Below are 20,893 nucleotides of genomic sequence, written 5' to 3' on the forward strand. Positions count from 1 at the left end.
TATAAACTCTTTTTTATGAAGGATAGTACGAGAGCGTGATTTTGCGAAGAAATATTAATAAAAAAAGCGCCTTACGGCGCTTTAGATCAACAAAAATTATTATGCAGCAATGCCGCTATGTCTAAGTAGCGCATCAACTTGTGGTTCGCGTCCTCGGAACTTTTTAAATAGCTCCATAGGCTCTTCACTGCCCCCTTTTTCTAAAATGTTCTTTAAGAACGCTTCGCCCGTTGCTGGGTTAAAAATGCCTTCTTCTTCAAATTTAGAAAACGCATCCGCCGAGAGTACTTCAGCCCACTTGTAAGAGTAGTAACCTGCGCTATAACCACCCGCAAAAATATGGCTAAAACCATGCTGGAAACGGTTAAACGCGGGGGCTTTAACAACGGCCGTTTTACTGCGCACTTCATCAAGTGTTGCTTGAATATTACATGGCTCACCCGCTTTGTACGTATGGTGAATCGTAAAATCAAACAACGAGAACTCAAGCTGACGCAGCATTTGCATACCTGATTGGAAGTTCTTCGCCGCAAGAAGTTTATCTAATAACTCTTTTGGTAACGGTTCACCTGTTTCGTAATGACCCGAAATAAAGCTTAAGGCTTCTTCTTCGTAACACCAGTTTTCAAGGAACTGACTTGGCAACTCAACCGCATCCCATGCTACACCGTTAATACCTGCAACCGGCGCTGCATCAACTTGCGTCAACATATGATGAATACCGTGACCAAACTCATGGAATAAGGTCGTTACTTCGTTATGGGTAAACAAGGCTGGCTTATCACCCACTGCTTTATTAAAGTTACATACTAAATACGCAACAGGGGTTTGTAATTCGCCGTTAGCACGTACTTTACGACCCATACAGTCATCCATCCAGGCGCCGCCACGCTTACGATCGCGAGCATATAAATCGAGATAAAAACGACCACGTAAAGTATTGCTGCTATCGTAAATTTCGAAGAAGCGTACATCTGGGTGGTACGTATCAAAGTCTGTGACTTCTTTAACGCTAATACCAAATAAGCGATTTACTGTGGTGAATAAGCCACTTAATACCGTATTTGCAGGGAAATATGGACGCAATACTTCATCAGAAATCGCGTACTTTTCTTGCTTAAGTTTTTCGCCGTAGTAAGCGTAGTCCCACGCGGCAAGCTCTGTCACACCGTGCTTATCTTTTGCGTAAGCAGTTAACTCAGCAAGTTCTTGCTCAGCTTGCGGTTTTGATTTGTCGGCTAAATCTTCTAAGAATGAAAAAACCTGCTCTGGCGTTTCAGCCATTTTAGTCGCCAATGACATGTCAGCGTAGCTGTTAAAGCCCAATAACTCGGCAAGCTCGTGACGCAGTGCAAGCTCTTCGCTCATAATGGCAGAGTTATCAAATTCACCGGCGTTAGGGCCTTGATCAGAAGCACGCGTCACAAACGCAGTGTAAAACTCTTCACGTAACTCGCGGTTATCTGCGTAGGTCATAATGGGTAAGAAGATGGAAAATCTAGCGTGAATACCCAGCCATCTAGATCTTTGCTTTTAGCTGTATCAGCACCAAGGGCTAATGCAGACTCAGGTAAACCAGCCAGTTCGCTTTCATCAGTAATGTGCTTTTGCCAAGCAAGCGTGGCATCCATCACATTATTACCAAACTTAGAAGCCAACTCAGATAAACGCGCACTAATTTCGCCATAACGCTTTTGTTGCTCAGGCTTTAAAGCGATACCAGATAGCTCAAAATCACGCAGTGCATTAGTAATGGTTTTTTGTTGGGCAATGGTCAGAGTTTTAAATTCGTCACTGCTGTGAAGTGCGTTGTAAGCATCGTACAAACCTTGATGCTGACCAACAAACGTTGAATACTCAGATAACAATGGCAAACATTGCTCATAGGCTTCACGTAGTTCATCGCTGTTAACGACAGAATTCATATGTGATACCGGTGAAAATAAGCGTGATAACTTGTCATCAGCTTCTTCAAGCGGAAGAACCAAATCATTCCATGTGTATGATTTAGTTGCCAGTACCTCATCTATTTTGGCACGGCACTCAGCAATCGCCGCTTTTAATGCTGGCACTACATGTGCTGGTTTAATTTTAGAAAACGGCGGAAGCCCTTCTAAACCAATGAGTGGGTTATTTTCTGCAATTGTCATTTTCGTTCTCAAATTTTATGCGAATATGATTTTGAAGTTGGGGCGAATTGATGAAATACAAGGGGCTTAACCTTGGTCTTTATTATGCTATTATCAACTTATTACTAAATCGATTAATTAATAAAGAATTATCTATTTTTGAGGACAAACTATGGCTCAGCATTTTGATTACATTGCAATTGGTGGTGGTAGTGGCGGTATTGCCTCTGCAAACCGTGCAGCAATGCGTGGCGCAAAAGTCGCTCTTATTGAAGCAAAACACATGGGTGGTACCTGTGTAAACGTGGGTTGTGTTCCAAAGAAAGTAATGTGGCACGGCGCACAAATTGCTGAAGCAATTAACGCATATGCACCTGACTACGGCTTTGATGTTGAATTAAAAGGTTTTAGCTGGGCTAAATTAGTTGAAAGCCGCGAAGCTTACATTGGTCGTATTCACCAAGGTTACAACAAGTACTTATCTAGCAATGGTGTAACTGTAATCAATGGCTTTGCTAAGTTTGTTGATAACAAAACAGTTGAAGTAAATGGTGAGCTATACACGGCAGACCATATTCTTGTTGCTGTTGGTGGCCGCCCTACTATTCCTAACATCCCAGGCGCTGAGCTTGGCATTGATTCGAACGGCTTCTTTGAACTAGACGCACAGCCTAAGCGTGTTGCTGTGGTTGGTGCAGGCTACATTGCCGTTGAAATCGCAGGTGTACTTCATAGCCTTGGTACAGAAACACACTTGTTTGTTCGTAAAAACAAACCACTTCGTACTTTTGACCCATACATTGTTGATACGCTTGTCGAGATCATGGCGAAAGAAGGCCCGACTCTTCACACTGATTGCACACCTAAAGAAGTAGTTAAAGAAAGCGATGGTAGCTTAACAATTCACTTTGAAAATGGTCACAGCCAAAACGTTGATGAAGTTATTTGGGCTATTGGCCGTACACCTACAACTGACAAGATCAATCTTGCTGCGGCAGGTGTTGAAGTCACTGAAGGTGGTTACGTTAAAGTAGACGAATTCCAAAACACCACTGCTGAAAACGTGTACGCAGTTGGCGATATCATCGAAAACGGTATTGAACTTACGCCAGTAGCCGTTAAAGCGGGTCGTATTTTATCAGAGCGTTTATTCAATAAAGAATTACCTGATGATTTAAAAATGGATTACGAGCTAGTGCCTACAGTGGTATTCAGCCATCCACCAATCGGCACAATTGGTTTAACAGAGCAACAAGCGATTGATCAATACGGCAGCGATAAAGTGAAAGTATATCGTTCAACCTTCGCAGCTATGTACACAGCAGTAACGCAACACCGTCAACCTTGTAACATGATGCTAGTTTGTGCTGGCGACGACGAAAAAGTTGTTGGCTTACACGGTATTGGTTTTGCCGTTGACGAAATGATCCAAGGCTTTGCTGTTGCAATGAAGATGGGAGCAACGAAAGCAGACTTTGATGCTGTTGTGGCTATTCACCCAACTGGCTCAGAAGAGTTTGTAACGATGCGATAAACTCGCGTTGCGAGTTGCGAGTTGCGAGTTGCGAGTTGCGAGTTGCGAGTTGCGAGTTGCGAGTTGCGAGTTGCGAGTCAATTTTAAAACCTTGTGGTACTGCCACAAGGTTTTTTTATGCTTAAAGCTGGCACAAACCTTGTAGCTGTTAATTAAGTAACCAGTTATAGCAATAAATCACCCTTATTTACTGTGTAATTAAGCAATTATTACGCAGTAAACAAGGCATTTTTACAAGGAGGCACTGTGTCTAAGTCTGCAATTTTATATCGCATGGTGACCGATGAGCATATTTGCCCATTCGGTTTAAAATCAAAAGATTTATTAGGGCGTCATGGTTACGATGTTGATGATCGACACTTAACCAGCCGTGAGCAAACTGACGAATTCAAACAGCAGCATGATGTAAAAACCACACCACAAACCTTTATCAATGATAAACGTATTGGCGGTTACGATGATTTGCGCGACTTTTTTAATCTACCTGAGGCAGGTCAGCAAGGTACCAGTTATACGCCGGTTTTAGCGATTTTTGCAGTGACCATGCTACTAAGCTGCGGTTTTACTTATGCCAGCGGTGAAGCTTTATTTTCTATGCAAAATCTGATGTTGTTCGTTGCATTATCCATGGCGGTATTAGCCATACAAAAGCTGCAAGACTTATTCAGCTTTTCTAACTCATTTATTACCTACGACTTACTGGCGATGCGTATCGTGCCCTATGCCTATGTTTATCCATTTATCGAGGCGTATGTAGCGTTAGGTATGGTGGCTAAACTACCAGCCTTAGCTGTTGCACCATTTTCATTATTTATTGGTGGTATAGGTGCGATATCGGTTATTAAGGCTGTGTATATCGATAAGCGAGAGCTGAAATGCGCCTGTGTTGGTGGCGACAGTAATGTGCCGCTCGGCTTTATCTCACTGAGTGAGAACCTATTTATGATTGCTGCAGGTATATGGATGCTTATTAGCATTTAGCAACATGTATAACAGTGGCTTAAATCTGCGGTTAAGCCACTTTAAAGCGTGATTTTAGCCACCGTTACGTAAATCGCGCTCGAATTCACTTTCGGTTTTTACTGGATGACAAGTCGATTTGACCGCGCCTTTTTTGCTGTCGTCATCTTCGGTGCTATAAATGGTATAGGTGTAATCAGTTTCGAGTTCACCACCTAAACATTCATGCTCAGCGTAGATTTCATTTTCAGCCCCATCAACCACGGCCTGTGATGCGCAGCCTGCAAGCATAGCAAGTGCGAGTACAATTGGAATTGCTTTCATATCTTGATCCTAAAATGCTATTTTTATTTTTGCTGTAAGCAATAGGTTAGCTCACACAATTAAGTTAACGGCAAAGTACCTTTATTGATACAAAATTTGTGTAAGTTTTTGTGTAAACAGAAAGCGAAGATAAGTGAGGCAGGTCAAGAATTTAACCTGCCATATAATAAATGGTTTTAAGCCGTGCCACCCACGGTTAGGTTGTTAATTTTAAGGCTTGGTTGCCCTACACCTACAGGTACGCTTTGGCCATCTTTACCACACACGCCAACACCTTTATCAAGCGCTAGGTCGTTACCAACCATCGAAATTTGCTGCATCACTTCTGGGCCATTGCCAATCAGTGTTGCGCCTTTGATAGGTTGCGTGATTTTACCGTTTTCAATTAAGTAGGCTTCAGAGGCACTAAATACAAACTTACCTGACGTAATATCTACTTGGCCGCCACCAAAGTTAGGCGCGAAGATACCTTTTTTCACCGAGCTGATTATATCAGCTTGGCTGTGCTCACCACCTAACATATAGGTGTTGGTCATACGTGGCATAGGTAAATGAGCGTACGATTCTCGGCGTGCATTACCAGTAGGGTTAACACCCATCAAACGGGCATTTAGCTTATCTTGCATGTAGCCTTTTAGAATACCGTTTTCAATAAGCACGTTATACGCAGCAGGCGTCCCTTCGTCATCCACGTTCAATGAACCACGGCGATCAGCAATGGTGCCATCATCCACGACTGTACACAGCTCAGATGCCACCTTTTCACCTACTTTACCGCTAAATGCCGATGCGCCTTTACGGTTAAAGTCACCTTCTAGACCATGACCTACCGCTTCGTGTAGTAACACACCCGGCCAACCTGCGCCTAGCACGACTTCCATGCTACCCGCAGGTGCATCGATTGCTTCTAGGTTTACTTTTGCTTGGCGAACAGCTTCTTCGGCGTATTCCATCCAACGCGGTTTGCCATCGACTAACTCTTTAAAATAGCCATAATCTAAACGCGCACCGCCCCCTGCACCACCGCGCTCACGACGGCCGTTCTTCTCAAGTAACACTGAGCAGTTTAAGCGAATAAGCGGGCGAATATCGGTGGCAAAGGTGCCATCACTTGCAGCAATTAACACTTCTTCATAAACCGCCGACATTGAACTGATCACTTGCTCAGCATCCGGCGCTAACTGACGAATATAGTTTTCAAGTTCACGTAGCAGGCTTACTTTGTCATCGTTGCTCATGCTTTGAATTGGCTGATGCGGCGCATACTGTTGTTTAGCAGCTACATCACTGAATACTTGAATCGTTTTGTTTTCGCCAGCATTGGCAATGCTGCGCGCTGCCGTTGCGGCTTTGTTTAACGCTTCAAGGTTAATCGCATCTGAGTATGAAAAACCGGTTTTTTCACCGCTAACAGCACGCACACCCACACCACGCTCAACGTTGTATGAGCCTTCTTTTACTAAACCGTCTTCAAGCACCCAAGATTCGTGGTGACTCGATTGAAAATACAGGTCGGCATAGTCAACTTGGTGCTGATGAATAAAAGCGAGCGTTTTTTCTAATTCTTCTCTCGTAAGTTGGCTGTCATGTAATAAATGCTGTTCAACCGTGTTCATAATAAATGCTCTCTAAATCGTTGCTGAGACTGCACAGGCATGTCTTGGCGAATTGTATTCAAGCGGTTTAAATCAAGCCCATGGCTGATAAACCCGGTACCAGAGGCAAGCTCACTGAGCGTTTCTCCCCATGGTGAAATAATTATGCTGTGGCCATAAGTGTGGCGGCCATTTTCGTGCTCGCCCCATTGTGCTGCAGCAACCACATAGCATTGTGTTTCGATTGCCCGCGCAGCTAATAAAATATGCCAATGAGCAGCACCGGTGACGGTGGTAAAGGCACTAGGCACTAAAATAATCTCAGCTCCTTGGCGCTGCATGGCAGTGAATAAGCCACTAAAACGTAGATCATAACATACTGCTAAGCCAATTTTACCAAATGGCGAATCAACCACCACAATATCCTTGCCGGCTTCTGTCGCATCAGACTCACGGTAACTGCGCGTAGTGTCGGCAACATCCACATCAAATAAGTGAATTTTGTTGTATTGCGCAACCACATCACCTTGGTTGTTAAATAAAAACGAGGCCGCTAAATACTTACCATTTTGCTGTGAAACAGGCAGGGTGCCAGCGGCTAACCAAATATCATGTTGCTTACATAAATCGGCAAGTTTCGCTTTATATGCCTCACTTTGCAGACCTAATTGATAGCTTGCTTGGCTTTGCTTACTAAAGATCAAAAAGCTTTCGGGTAAACACACTAGTAATGGCCGAGTTGAAGGAAGCGTTGATAACGTCTGTGCTAGAAAAGCAAGGTTTTGCTCAGCATTCATGCTTGAGCACATTTGTACTGCAACAACCTGTGGATGAGGATTAGCTTTCATTGTTATCTAAACTCGCTGAAGATGCGGCATCTTTTAATTTTAATTGCGTCGACGACTGCGGCTGACTTTGCGCAGCTTGAGGTAACGTCACTTCACGGCTCTTACGATCCACTTCTTTCACAACTGGGTCATTCATACTGCCTGTTACTTTAAAGTTGATCTCTGAGATCACCCGCGCGGAGTGAATCACTTTATCGATTGCCAGCGCCGCAAGACCACTTACCGGGTTAACCATCCATGCCACAATCACTGGAATACTCGACGTCACCTGCGGTGCAACTGCTAGGTCGTAATCAATTTCAAAGGTATTTAAATTAGTGTGGCCTTTAATCGTTAAATCGGCAGGCACACCATCAAGTTTGGTATCTTGAGTGTAAGCAATCCCCTTTTCTAGCTGCATGGTGCCTTGCATACTGTTATAGAAAAAGCCTTTGGAGAATACATCTCTAAAATCGAGTTTCAGCTTACGCACTAACGAATCTAAACTCAGTAATGAGAATACTCGCGCACCACCATCACTGATCTCAGCAAGGTGCCCTTCACCTAAACGCCAATCTAACTCACCGGCTAAACTTGGCACATCAAAGCTATAAGGTGCGCCTTGCCAAGCAAGATCAAACTTAATATTGGCATCTGAATCTTTTACTGTGGTGGTGATATCAAACTCATCAAATAACTCGCCAATATCGTCACTTTGTAAGTTACCACTAAAGCGTGTTTGCCCATCGGCAAATTGCCCTTTACCACGTAATACGTGGTCGCCTTTGTCTATAACCAGCTCAGTAAACAAGAGTTTATCGCTCTCCCCAACTAAGCTGCTTTTAATTTTATCGAGCTGATACTCAGCGACTTTACAATCTTCACAGTTAAACTCGATGGCTGGGACTCGGGTTAACCAGCTTAAATCTTCTGGTTCTGAGTCTTGCTCTGTTTGCTCTGCGACTTCGTTAAAATTAATACGCAGGTAGTCAGTAAAAATTTGAATTGGTCTGCGCGTTTCACCGGTTGGAATAAGTGCGTCGGCACGTAATTCTTTGGCATTTAGCTTTAACTCTAAGTCTGATTGTTTTGGCGCTAAGCGAAATTCAAAATCATTAAAGTCGATATTGTGTAGTGCCAGTTTATTAAATTTACCCGTTACGTTATTGAACGCAGGCATCACACTTGGCGCATCTGACTTAACTTTGGTAAGCGCAATAATCTGATCAATTAAGCCAAACCAAGGCACTATTTCAGTTTCTGGTAAATCGATAGATACCGCAAAACCTTCACGATTAAGCCCTAAATCTTGTGCCCCCAAAATTAAATGGGCATTACTAAATTTCTTTTCGCCATTATCTAAAATCGCATTAAAGAATAACTGCTCATCGATATTTGCGGTGATCAAATTAGAGATATGGTCACCCTGCACGATCGCAGTTAATGGCCATTTCTGCTCTGCGCCTTTGTTATAAGGTGCAGGTAGCTGGCTAGTTACACCGATTAAATTACCACTCACATCGGCGCGGTAATTAAAGTCATTAGGTAAAAAGTTAAGCGACACATTTATATCAACATCACTTTGACCGCTTAAGTAACCGGCCAATAAACCATGGGCTTGTTCAATCAAAGGTTCAGCTTCAAGGGCCAGCTTTATCGCAATTTCGGCGCGATAGGTATCAGCCACATTTTCACTGTTGTAGTTGGCAGTAAGTGGCATGCCCATCCAATCTGCTTTGGCATTTTTTAAGTCGATTTTATCGTTATTAAACTTAACAATACCGGTCATGTGGTTAAGGGTGATACCTGGCTGTGCAAGGTAAACCGGAATATTAGCCAATTCAACTTCACCTATCGCATCAACATGACCCGAACGTAAATTAACTAACAACTCAATATCGGCAGTTGCTTCGCCTTGTGGTTGCACAACTTCAAAAACACTCGCCAAAGGCTTGGCAAGCGGAGTCGCCGTGAAGAAAGGATTAAGCTTATCGCCATGAGCACGTTTATTAATGGCAACTTTTAGGATTTCTGCATTCATTAAATCAGCAATACTGACATGGACACTCTCCCCTAGAGAGAGGTTAACCAGTTTGCCCGACTTACTATAGATATCCATGCGCTCATTTTCGAAATGTAAAATGACGTTGGCATCTTCAACTTCTGGCCAGCTTGGTGAAAACTTATACTTAGCGTTTTCAACATTCGCCAATACTTCAAATTGGCCTTGCTGCTCTTTGAACGGAAATCCTTTAAATGGCCCTGAGAACAGCACTTGTGCCTTGTCTACTTCACCGCCTTTGATTGCCCCATTGAGGTAATTAACTAGGTTTTCGCTCATCACAGGTAACGGAAAATAATGCCCAGCGACTTTAGCATCCGCTGCGTAAGCTTCGGCATATAAATCTAACCGCGGCTCATCAGTCAGGCTTAGCATCATCTCTGCAGCCACAGTCACTTCGTCGTTATCAAGCCAAATATTATCGCTACTGATACGCCAGCCATCATCGTAATGGTGTAGGTCGAGTTCAACATTTAATTGATTGTAGGCAATATCTTGACTAAAGCTGCCATTGGTCAACAGTTGGTTATTCTCGCCATATAGCTGAATTCGACCAGCAGTTTGATTAATTAAGCCATCAACACGAATAGCTTGTCCGCCCGGAATACCTTGTAGCGCCAGCCAATTAATTTGCTCGCCTTGGAACCAAAGCTGCCAGTTATCTTGTTGACCGAACTCAAGGTAGGCATCACTTAACTGACCATTGGGTTGACGCGCTAAAAACGGGGCAAGCACTTCAAAGTTACTTAACTGCGATAACTTTGCCAGCAATGCAAAATCAAATTGCTTTAACCAAATTTGACTTTTATCACCAAGTTGAGCTTCAAATTGTAAGGTCGGCCATTGTTTTAAATCGCTTTCAAAGGTGAGTCCGGTGCTTTTTAAGCGCCAGCCATTTTGCTTTGGAAATAAATGAAAACCACCTTCACTCAAGCTAATTTGATGTGCCTCTTGGTTTTGTTGCCAGTTGATGAAACTCGGTAGCCACTGCACTTTCACATCGCTGATCAGGCCTTTCTCAAGGCTAAACCAGGTTTGTAAATTGATGTCGGAATTAAGCTGCTGCTTGTCGGTATTAATATATTGTGCAAGCCATTTAGACACATCGACATTCGCCGCTTGCACATAGATATCACCAGCCATGGTTTCGAGGGTCGAGCCATTCAATGCCATGCGGGCATCAAAGCTACCCACTGAAATTCCCGGTAACGCTAATGTGCCCGAACCTTGATGTTGCTCAGGGGTATTTTGCCAGACAATGTTCTCAAGGATCAGCTTACGCTCTTTACCGTCACTGAGGGTAAAGTTCAAACTGCTGTCTTGCACCGCAAAGTGACCCGTTTCACCAAGGAACAGGTTTTCGATCAATTCTTTTTGTTCAAAACTGCCTGTTTGCTGGTTATTGCCCAGATCAAGCATGGTGGGTAAATCAACATCAGCATGAAAACCATTGATCACAAAGTAGCTTGATTTAAGCTGACGGGTTTTTATAGATTCCCATAAATTAACCTCAAGGCTTGCTTTATCGATGGTGAGTGCGATGGGTGAGGTTTGGTTATCTTCAAACGAAATATCTTCGATAACTAAAGCGGGTCCCTTACCCTGCCAGCTGGCTGAGATAGAACCAATCGCTAAGTTTACGTCAAAGCGTTCATACAGAAACGCTTCAATATCATCTTTGTAGTCATTCGCATAAGGCAGTGAGTACTTCACTAGCGAGACAATAACGGCCAGCAGTACGAGAGTGATAGCAAAGACTTGCCATAACTTACGTAAACAATAAAAGCAGACCGTTTTTGCCTTCATTACATCATTACCACATCAAACTGTTCTTGGTTGTATAAACTCTCTGTTTGAATACTGACTTGCTTACCAATAAATAGTTCCAGCTCGGCAAGGTTGTGGTATTCATCATTGATCAGTGCTTCACTTACCGATGGAGAGGCATAAACCATAAACTTATCAGCTGCATAAGCACGGTTTACCCTAACAATTTCACGCAATATTTCGTAGCAAACTGTCTCAACGGTTTTTTGTGAACCACGCCCCGAACACGCAGGGCATACATCACAAAGGATATGCTCTAAGCTTTCGCGGGTACGTTTTCGGGTCATCTCTACTAAGCCTAGTGCAGATAGGCCATTTATGTTGGCTTTTGCACGATCTTTTGCGAGCGCTGACTCAAGCGAATGCAAGACTCGGCGTTTGTGCTCATCACTGATCATATCGATGAAATCGATAATAATGATGCCGCCTAAGTTACGTAAACGCAGCTGACGGGCAATGGCAGACGTTGCTTCGATATTAGTATTAAAAATGGTTTCTTCGAGGTTACGATGACCAACAAATGCTCCGGTATTGACATCAACGGTTGTCATCGCTTCAGTTTGGTCGATAATTAAATAACCGCCTGATTTAAGCTCAACTTTACGGTGTAGCGCTTTTTGAATTTCGGTTTCAACATCGAACAAATCGAAAATAGGTCGCTCACCCGGGTAATATTCAAGTGCTCCCGATAAGATAGGCACAAACTCTTCAGTAAACTCTTTTAGCTCTTGATACGTTAATTTAGAGTCAACGCGGATACGCTCCATGTCTTCGCCTACGTAGTCACGTAGCGTACGAAACGCTAGTGTTAAGTCTTCATGTAAGATGCTTTCTTTACTTATTTTTTTACGCTTAGTGACGATTTTTTGCCACAGCTTTTTTAAGAATTCCGCATCATGACGTAGCTCTGCTTCAGACGCCCCTTCAGCCGCAGTACGAACAATAAAGCTGCCATCTTCGTCGCCATACTCCGCAACAATTTTCTTTAAGCGTAAACGTTCCTCTTCGGTTTCGATGCGCTGGCTTACACCCACGTGTGTGGCATCTGGCATAAACACTAAGTAACGTGAAGGAATAGTGATATCGGTCGTTAAACGCGCGCCTTTGGTGCCCAGAGGATCTTTAACCACTTGCACCATGATGTATTGACCTTGGCGCACAAGCTCACGGATATCTTGTACTTTTTTGATTGGCTGCTCATCAACACCTTCTACAATTGAGGCACTGTTAACAATGTCTGAGGCATGTAAAAAGGCCGCCTTATCTAAGCCAATGTCGACAAACGCAGCCTGCATGCCTGGAAGTACGCGACTAATTTTACCTAAGTAAATATTGCCCACGATGCCAAGGTTGCCAATTCGCTCTAGTTGGATCTCTTGCAGTACGCCGTTTTCAATTAGCGCAACGCGACTTTCGCTCGGTGTAACGTTGATCAGTAATTCAGTGCTCATGTTACCCTCTTAAAAATTCGTTTAATAACAGCTCTGTCTCATATAAAGGTAAGCCGACAACCGCAAAATAGCTACCCGAAATATGGCTAACGAAGCGCCCACCTAGGCCTTGTATACCATAACCACCGGCTTTATCTTGTGGCTCGCCACTGTGCCAGTAAGCATCAATTTCAGCATCACTAAGTGGCTTGAATGTAACATCGGTGATCACAAGACAGCTTTTTACTTGCTCACTATCAGCAATTGCCACAGCCGTCATGACTTGATGAGTGCGGCCAGATAAGCGCTTCATGGTGGCGGTAAAATCAGTTTGGTCTAGCGGTTTACCAAGTGCAGTGTCATCAATGACAACCACGGTATCACTGCCAAGCACTGGACGGTCTGTGTAACCCATAGCAACGCCCGATTGTGCCTTGAGTCTGGCTAGGCGCTCTACATAATCACGAGGGGCTTCGTTTGGGAATTGGCTTTCATCAGCATCAACGCTAAATTGAGAAAACTCAACGCCAAGTTGGCTGAGCAACTCTTTTCGGCGCGGTGATGCAGACGCCAAATAAATTGCGGTTTGCATTATCTAATCCTGAAATGACGGCGATATTTACGCAAAATTAAGAATATCCACCACCAACAAAGCATGCCGGTTAGCACTGGCCACATATAATGCGGGCTAAAGTAAACGCCCATTAAAAAGTGGTTTAGCCAAAATTGCATAAGGTGGTAAAGCGTTAAAAACAAAGCAATTAAAATGCTTTGCTGCCATAAAGAAAAGTTTCTAATTTTTTGGAAGTTACTCGCAGTGATAAATATACACACCGAATAAGTCAGTGAGTTCACACCGAGAGGCGAGCCAGAGGCAAGGTCCATCAATAACCCAACGACCCAAGCTGTGCCAATATTTAAACGATGCGGCACCGCTAACGACCAATACATTAAAACCATCAACACCCAATCTGGGCGGTATGGTTCAAACGAAATTGGTAACGGCATTAGTGCCATTACCAATGCAAAGAAGATACTGATAGCAATCAGCAAAGAGTGACGACTATTCATTGCTGATGCTCTCCTGCTGATTGCGCCACAGCACAACCAATAAGCGAATACGGTCGAGTTGCGCAATTGGCTCAGCATAAACTTGTGCGAATGGACGCCCTTCATCACGGTTAATTTCGGTCACCACGGCAACCGGATAACCTTCTGGGAAGGTGCCACCAAGACCAGACGTAACCAAGATATCGCCAATGCGAACATCAAGGCTATGCGGTACATGTGATAGCTTTACCACGTTGATTTTGCCAATGCCCTCAACCACGGTACGCACATCGTTACGTAAAATACGCACAGGTGTGGCATGGGTTGTATCGGTCATCAGCAATACGCGAGAAGTCGTCGACCCGACTTGGGTGATTTGCCCCACTACCCCCATTTCATCAATCACTGCTTGGCCTTCACTTAGACCATCCGTTGTACCACGGTTAATAACCACTTGGTGGCTATACGGGTTTGAATGAACAGAGAGGACTTGTGCAATGATTTTACGATTTGATTGCTTAGCCGATGAACCGAGTAAAGCGCGTAATTTATCGTTTTCACGAGATAAAAATGACAGTTGTTGTAGTTGTTCGCTTTGTAATAACTGCTTCTTTTTTAACGCTTCGTTTTCGGTTAATAGCTGTTCGCGGGTATGCAGATTCTTCGCGCCAATACTAAATAGCTCATACGGCAAATTGGCAAGATAAATAAGTGGGCTAACTAGGGTATTTAGACTGGTGCGAATTGTTGTACCACCTTGAGTGTAGCGATCGCCCACGATCAACACGACACTCAAAAGCACTGCGACAAAAAGTCGCAGCTGCAAAGAGATGGTACGACCAAACAGTAACTTCATTAGTCGTAACTAAATACGTCACCACCGTGCATATCAATCATTTCTAATGCCTTACCGCCGCCACGCGCAACACAGGTTAATGGATCATCAGCAACCACAACCGGAATACCTGTTTCTTCCATTAATAGACGGTCTAGGTCTTTTAATAATGCACCACCACCGGTTAATACCATACCGTGTGCAGAAATATCAGATGCAAGCTCTGGCGGAGACTGCTCAAGAGCAACCATTACCGCGCTCACAATCCCCATTAATGGCTCTTGTAGTGCTTCTAAGATTTCGTGTGAGTTCAGCGTGAATGAACGCGGTACACCTTCGGCTAGGTTACGACCACGTACTTCAATTTCAATTGGCTCATCTGTTTTGAAAGCCGAACCGATTTGGTGCTTGATGTTTTCAGCAGTTGCTTCACCAATTAAGCTGCCAAAGTTACGGCGTACATAGTTGATGATAGCTTCATCAAATTTGTCACCACCAATGCGTACAGATGAAGAGTAAACCACACCATTTAATGAGATAATAGCAACTTCAGTTGTACCACCACCAATATCAACAACCATTGAACCGGTTGCTTCAGATACAGGTAAACCTGCACCGATAGCCGCAGCCATTGGCTCTTCGATTAGATATACTTCACGAGCACCTGCACCCATTGCAGACTCACGAATAGCACGTTTTTCTACTTGTGTTGCACCACAAGGCACACAAATAAGAACACGCGGGCTTGGGCGCATAAAGTTGTTGTTATGCACTTGCTTGATGAAGTGTTGTAGCATTTTTTCGGTCACGTAGAAATCAGCAATAACGCCGTCTTTCATTGGACGAATCGCTTTAATGTTACCCGGAGTACGACCTAACATTTGCTTAGCTTCGGTACCTACAGATGCTACGCTCTTAGGGCCACCAGCACGCTCTTGACGAATAGCAACAACTGAAGGCTCGTTTAATACGATACCTTCTTCTTTTACATAAATTAGGGTATTGGCTGTACCCAAGTCGATCGATAGATCGTTTGAAAAAATACCACGGAGTTTTTTAAACATGAGGCTGGATGACCTTTGAAAATTCGTTCTTATACTAGCTGCTCTCACTCTATCATGCTAATCATGAAAAAGCGCAACTGCTTTAATTAAATTGCTAAAAAAGGAAGCATCCATTGCTTCCTTTTTAAATTCTTATCGTTCGCGTACTAAACGGAAACCGATATAGTTTGCACGAAAATCTGGCGCTAAGATTAAGCGCGTTGAAACGCGTGCTAGGCTAGGAGCAAAATTCCATGCACCGCCTCGAACAGCCACATCAGACTGTCCTGACTTTTTGTTAGTCCATTCCCACACATTACCTACTGTATCGTATAGGCCAAATGCGTTAGGAGAAAACGACCCTGTTGGTGCTGCGCTCTTGTTTGACCATTCGCTACCACACCAGCCACAGTTCGCTAGATTCTTACCAATTTCGTTACCCCAAGGGTATTCAGTTTCTTTACCTGCACGTGCAGCGTATTCCCACTCAACCTCGTTTGGTAAACGAAATAGCTGACCTGTTTGACCCGATAACCAATCTGCATACGCTTTGGCATCGTTATAAGTTAAACAAACCGCCGGAAAATCACTTTCTTGATCAAAGCCTGGGTTACGCCAGTTTAGAGTTGCTTCCCATACTGGTTCACCATTTAAGTAATACGCACAGCCGCGATCTTTTTCTGCTTCTGTTTTGTAGCCTGTATTCGCAACGAATTGCTCATACTCACCAACGCTTACTTCTTTGCTTTGCATTGCAAATGAACTTGCAATCGTTTTTTCTACTACTGGGCGCTCATTCGCTAAACCATTACCGTTAATATCACCCATTTTAAATTTACCAGCAGGGATAACCACAATGCTGGCAGAACTGGTTTTACTAACAATACTCGCAACAGGTGCTGTGACTGGTTGCTCTGGTACCGCAGTCACTTCTGCAACAACAGGTTCAGGCACTTTTACTAGGTTTGCATTAATGGTTTGTGCTTTACGCAGATCAATTCGCGCTTTGTAGCTTTTATAGCCACGTTTGCGAATTTCAATATCATGAAAACCTTTTGGTAATGATGTCGTTAACCTAGTTGCGCCATAGCTCACACCATCAATAAACACTTCGTCATCATAAACATTTGAGCGCAGTGTTATTTCAACCATTTTAGATTTTTTTAGATCAGGTAATGGTTCAACCTTTACTGGCTTTTTTACAGAGTAATCGCTTACTGGTTGTTCGCTCATACGCGAAACCGATACCACCTGGCTATTATCCTGAGAGTCACTGAATGTTAACTGACTATCAGAATATGTGGTGCCGTAGTTTGGCTGAAAGTTACCTGCCAGTGGCGAGCCATAATCTGCACAAAAACGGTTATCTAAATTAAGTAAACTGCATAAACGGCTGCTGTTTACATCACCGCGCATCGTCACACTTAAGTTAACGTTGTAGTTACCTTGGCCACTGAAAGCACTGTTCACTACATGACTACTTAAAATCTTAACTTGTGCACCAGCAAGGTTACGTTTTGGTTCAACTAAACGCTCTTCAGTTAAGTTAGCAAAAATTTGGTCTACAAAACGTTTAGTGGCTTTTTGTAAGCCCATTTGCTGACCACGCTGTTCACAGGCAGCAAGTGTTTCGGTGCGCTTACAGTTAATCGTATGATTAACCTCTAACGTGCCTTCACGCGTAAACTCGTTACGTAAACGCTCAACACGTGCCGTTGCTAACTGCTCTTTTAAACTTTCTAAGGTGTTTAACTGGGTATGCTTTGATACACGAATTTGCTCGATATCTTTTCTATGCGAAGCAATTGCCGCCAATTGCATCGAAATATCATCTTTGTTTTGTTTATGATCAACCACCGCTTTTTGATAACGCGACTGTGCATTACTGATATCAAGCGTTGGGTCATCAATCAATCGGCGATACATCTCGTTCATTGCATCTAGCGCTTGATTCTTTTCTTTGTCTAGCTCTGTTGAGCGGGCGCGCAATAATTCGAGTTGTTTTTGTAACTGACTTTCTTCTTTTAGGTGTTTTTCGAGGATTAGGGTCGAGTTATCGTATTCGGCTTGTTTTTTACTGATCTCTGATTCAATGCCAGTTACCGTAGCAGTATCTTGTGCAAATGCACTAGTTGCTAGCAAACTAACTGAAATTAACAGAGATAAAGGAGCAATTCGCATATATTCCATTCCCAAAAAGCGGCAATTATTTGGTCATTATTATTTTTTTATAATTAAACTCTTATGCTATGTACTTGCAAGGCAAAACACAAGCTTTGTTCAATTATTATCTGAGTTTACCTCTATTACCTTAGTTGATGCCAGTAAATAACAAAATCATTTTAGTTTAATTGACTAATTTCTATCTGTATGACGACTTTGCTACAATTAGGCGTGTTTTTTTACTAAAAATGATGCCGTGAATAGTTCTTTTGAGTCACCAGTACAAACAATTCATCACCCCTTATTAGCTGCGCGTAAAATTCAGCTTAGCATCAAGCGGGATGATCTAATTCATCCGCAAATTAGTGGTAATAAATGGCGTAAGCTCAAATTTAACTTAGATGCGATGCAGCAACAGGCTAAATCTGAATTACTCACTTTTGGGGGGGCATTTTCAAATCATATTCATGCCACAGCGACAGCGGGTAAACTATTTGGCTTTAAAACCCACGGTATTATTCGCGGCCCAGAGCTAGACGAAGCCAACCCCACACTCCACTACGCAAAGCAATGCGGTATGAGCTTACACCCGGTTAATCGTATAACTTACCGACTAAGGCACGAGCAAGCTTATTTAGCGCAGTTACAAGCGCAATTCCCCAATGCTTACATATTGCCAGAAGGCGGCACTAACGCTGCTGCGCTTTTAGGCTGCAAAGAATTAGCACAAAGCTTACCAAGTTGTGACGTGATTGCTTGCCCAACCGGTAGTGGCGGCACATTAGCGGGGTTAATTGAAGGCGCACCGCAGCATACAAAGCTGTTAGGTGTCGCAGTGTTAAAGCAAGCGGACTATTTAATTGAAGAAATTAAGCTGCTCAGCAATAAAGCTAAACAACAACAAAACTGGCAACTGTTATGTGATTTTCATGATGGAGGCTACGGAAAATTTAGTGATGCTTTGTGGCAGTTTTGCCAAACCTTTAGCAGTCAACACGCTATCCCTCTTGAACCTATTTACAGCGGTAAAATGCTCTATGCCGTATGGCAACTTATAGAGCAAGGCTATTTTGCTGAAGGGACGCACATCATTGCGGTTCATACCGGCGGACTACAAGGGTTAGATGGCCTGAAGTACCGAGGCCTCATTGACTAACTATAAGGGGTAATATCCGCCAGTTTTTGTAATGGCTCGGCAAAGTAAAAACCTTGAGCAGCAATAACCCCTAGGTTTTTTAAGGTCGCAAGTTCATTCTGAGTTTCTACTCCAACTGCATAAACAGGAAAGTTTAACTCAGTGCCTTTGTTGATTATCTGCTTAACCATTTTTTGTTGCTGCGTGTTGGTGTCAATATTGTGGATCAGCTCAAAAGCCAACTTAATACTGCATACATTTTTAATATCTTTGTAGGTCGCTAAATGCTCAGCAGTGCGCACATTATCAATGACAATGCCTGCCGACAGTTTTTCTAAACACTCGAACTGCTCACTGAGCTTTCTGTGCTGTTTTAAATAATCGTCTTCGCTGAGTTCAAACTGCAGTTTTTCTGCACTATTAAAATCGACCATTTGTTGTTTAAACCATTCCCAAAACTCGTCATTAAACCAATTCATTGCGTGCAAGTTTATACTCACAGTCAACGGGCCTGATTCGTTTTTCAGCATTTTCTTCACTTGAGAAATGACAGTTTGGTCCAATAACAAGACATCTTTTTTACTGCTCATATGAGGAATAAAATGCCGAGCCGCAAGCAAGCCTAAGCTCTTGTGACGAATACGGATCAACGCCTCATGCTGTAAAATATCGCCGGTTTGTAAGTCGAACAAAGGTTGAAAAAACAACATAAAGTGCTTTTTCTTTATGTACTCAAAAAGGTGTTCTTTACTATCTGCGAGCATACTTGACTGCGTATGCCCAAAAGGCAAGCGATGAATATGCTGCCAAGCGCTTTGTTTAGCCAGTGCTAATGCCGATTTAGTAAGCTGATAAACTACCGCCTGATCAGCTCCCGTACGGTAATTACACACGCCTATTTTAATATCCGATCGCGACAAGTCACTACGGTAGTTTAAACAGGCTTGATAAATAACCCGATGTAATCGCTTGGTGTATTTATCAACTTCTGTGGCAGGCACATTGTTTAATGTCACAGCAACGCCACCCGATGGCAGTAATTTAACAGAGCGATTTACTAGCTCACCAAATCCCTTTGCTATGACTAATTTAAAGTAATTATCAACGTCGAGATTAGCAGGAAATGGATTTTTCCAAAAAAACAGTGCAAACAAATGATTGTAGTTAGTTGGCACACCATACAAAATATTTAAATCTTGATGACCTAAAGGTTTTGGTGGGGCTATTTTCTTTGCCGCCAACTGATTGCCCAAAGGCTCAAATGGTTTAATAACTGGTTTTTCAACCACCGCTAACTGCTTGAACATTTTTTTCCACCAGCGGAAACCCCAATACCCAGTGCCAAGCAATATTAGATTCAAGAACAAAAATAAGTGACTTTCAACCAGCCAAGAAGGCCAATGAAACAAGCGCAGATTAACCGTTTTGTAGCTAAACACCTCTTGCTCAAGGTTAATAAAATTTGCAAAGTTATGTGGCACATCACTGGCACTCATTGCAAAGCCTTGGCTCTTTACCAAGGTCGCAATAATATCTTGCGAAGCAATCGGGTCGAGATTTAATTCATACACTTGCTTTGCAAGCTCAGTACCTGTGCGATGAACTTTATCGTGCAACACATCACTTAAGAAAATATTAAAAACAACTAATAGCAAAAACGCGGCCGCCACATAAATGGCCTCCGGTTGCTTTATTTGTGAAGTTAAGTCTCGTTTCATTTCACAGGTTAGTTGCTCAAACATACACAAAGTGTTGTTCAAGAACCCCATAAATACAAGGCTGCAGGGCGATTAAAAGCAATTTCAGAATTATCCTAGAACTAACGCTGTCAAAAGTTTTGTAATTTTAAACACCTAGCAAAAAGGGTTAATGATAATTATTTTGTAACCAGCAAAGTCCACCTTAAAGGAGTAGCAACAAAGTTTGAGTTATTAATAAAGCCAACACATGGGCTGGCTTTAAATCTTACCAATTACTTT

14 protein-coding genes and 1 pseudogene are annotated in these 20,893 nt (G+C 43.0%); 3 read left to right on the forward strand and 12 right to left on the reverse strand.

The window, feature by feature from the left end:
- Positions 1 to 99: 99 nt before the first annotated feature.
- A pseudogene (prlC, locus tag C2M33_RS16695) lies at positions 100 to 2,150 on the reverse strand (oligopeptidase A).
- Between the two features lie 151 nt (positions 2,151 to 2,301).
- Here prlC and gorA point away from each other — a divergent pair.
- Both gorA and C2M33_RS21135 read left to right on the forward strand, forming a co-directional pair.
- Positions 2,302 to 3,663 carry a glutathione-disulfide reductase gene (gorA, locus tag C2M33_RS16700; protein WP_105174948.1) on the forward strand — a complete coding sequence of 454 codons (1,362 nt, stop codon included), beginning with the start codon at positions 2,302 to 2,304 and terminating at the stop codon, positions 3,661 to 3,663.
- 246 nt (positions 3,664 to 3,909) lie between these two features.
- Positions 3,910 to 4,644, forward strand: coding sequence for a MauE/DoxX family redox-associated membrane protein (locus C2M33_RS21135; RefSeq protein ID WP_158685599.1), 735 nt, complete (start codon positions 3,910 to 3,912; stop codon positions 4,642 to 4,644).
- Positions 4,645 to 4,698: 54 nt separating this feature from the next.
- Here the strand turns inward: C2M33_RS21135 and C2M33_RS16710 are convergent, their stop codons facing one another.
- The 10 genes from C2M33_RS16710 to C2M33_RS16755 all read right to left on the reverse strand — a co-directional run bounded on the left by C2M33_RS16710 (position 4,699) and on the right by C2M33_RS16755 (position 17,797).
- Positions 4,699 to 4,947 carry a hypothetical protein gene (locus tag C2M33_RS16710; protein WP_199776374.1) on the reverse strand — a complete coding sequence of 83 codons (249 nt, stop codon included), beginning with the start codon at positions 4,945 to 4,947 and terminating at the stop codon, positions 4,699 to 4,701.
- A 176-nt stretch (positions 4,948 to 5,123) separates the two neighbouring features.
- Positions 5,124 to 6,563 carry a metalloprotease TldD gene (tldD, locus tag C2M33_RS16715; protein ID WP_105174950.1) on the reverse strand — a complete coding sequence of 480 codons (1,440 nt, stop codon included), beginning with the start codon at positions 6,561 to 6,563 and terminating at the stop codon, positions 5,124 to 5,126.
- Complete coding sequence (locus C2M33_RS16720) at positions 6,560 to 7,390, reverse strand: carbon-nitrogen hydrolase family protein (RefSeq protein WP_105174951.1); 831 nt, start codon at positions 7,388 to 7,390, stop codon at positions 6,560 to 6,562. Before C2M33_RS16720 ends, tldD begins: the two co-directional genes overlap by 4 nt.
- Positions 7,380 to 11,237 carry a YhdP family protein gene (locus tag C2M33_RS16725; protein WP_105174952.1) on the reverse strand — a complete coding sequence of 1,286 codons (3,858 nt, stop codon included), beginning with the start codon at positions 11,235 to 11,237 and terminating at the stop codon, positions 7,380 to 7,382. Before C2M33_RS16725 ends, C2M33_RS16720 begins: the two co-directional genes overlap by 11 nt.
- Positions 11,237 to 12,709: a ribonuclease G gene (gene rng / locus C2M33_RS16730; RefSeq protein ID WP_063699882.1), complete on the reverse strand. Its 1,473-nt coding sequence runs from the start codon at positions 12,707 to 12,709 to the stop codon at positions 11,237 to 11,239. The genes C2M33_RS16725 and rng overlap by 1 nt, the downstream gene beginning before the upstream one ends.
- Position 12,710: 1 nt before the next feature.
- Positions 12,711 to 13,280, reverse strand: a complete 570-nt coding sequence (locus C2M33_RS16735) for a Maf family protein (protein WP_063699884.1) — start codon at positions 13,278 to 13,280, stop codon at positions 12,711 to 12,713.
- Entirely contained in the window at positions 13,280 to 13,759 is a 480-nt protein-coding gene (mreD, locus tag C2M33_RS16740; RefSeq protein ID WP_054552785.1) for a rod shape-determining protein MreD, read from the reverse strand. The genes C2M33_RS16735 and mreD overlap by 1 nt, the downstream gene beginning before the upstream one ends.
- Positions 13,752 to 14,594 carry a rod shape-determining protein MreC gene (mreC, locus tag C2M33_RS16745; RefSeq protein ID WP_054563354.1) on the reverse strand — a complete coding sequence of 281 codons (843 nt, stop codon included), beginning with the start codon at positions 14,592 to 14,594 and terminating at the stop codon, positions 13,752 to 13,754. The genes mreD and mreC overlap by 8 nt, the downstream gene beginning before the upstream one ends.
- Positions 14,594 to 15,637 (reverse strand): rod shape-determining protein, encoded by a 1,044-nt coding sequence (locus tag C2M33_RS16750; protein ID WP_054552787.1) that lies wholly within the window; start codon positions 15,635 to 15,637, stop codon positions 14,594 to 14,596. The genes mreC and C2M33_RS16750 overlap by 1 nt, the downstream gene beginning before the upstream one ends.
- Positions 15,638 to 15,769: 132 nt before the next feature.
- Complete coding sequence (locus C2M33_RS16755) at positions 15,770 to 17,797, reverse strand: SUMF1/EgtB/PvdO family nonheme iron enzyme (RefSeq protein WP_063699886.1); 2,028 nt, start codon at positions 17,795 to 17,797, stop codon at positions 15,770 to 15,772.
- Between the two features lie 238 nt (positions 17,798 to 18,035).
- Between C2M33_RS16755 and C2M33_RS16765 the strand changes: the two genes are divergently transcribed.
- A complete protein-coding gene (locus C2M33_RS16765) occupies positions 18,036 to 18,935 on the forward strand; it encodes a 1-aminocyclopropane-1-carboxylate deaminase/D-cysteine desulfhydrase (RefSeq protein WP_105174954.1) in 900 nt (299 codons plus the stop codon).
- Here the strand turns inward: C2M33_RS16765 and C2M33_RS16770 are convergent.
- Positions 18,932 to 20,656: an EAL domain-containing protein gene (locus C2M33_RS16770; protein ID WP_158685600.1), complete on the reverse strand. Its 1,725-nt coding sequence runs from the start codon at positions 20,654 to 20,656 to the stop codon at positions 18,932 to 18,934. The two genes, C2M33_RS16765 and C2M33_RS16770, sit on opposite strands and share 4 nt — an antisense overlap.
- Positions 20,657 to 20,893: the final 237 nt, after the last annotated feature.

This window comes from Pseudoalteromonas sp. T1lg122, assembly GCF_002964825.1.
In the GTDB taxonomy this organism is placed as follows: domain Bacteria; phylum Pseudomonadota; class Gammaproteobacteria; order Enterobacterales; family Alteromonadaceae; genus Pseudoalteromonas; species Pseudoalteromonas gelatinilytica.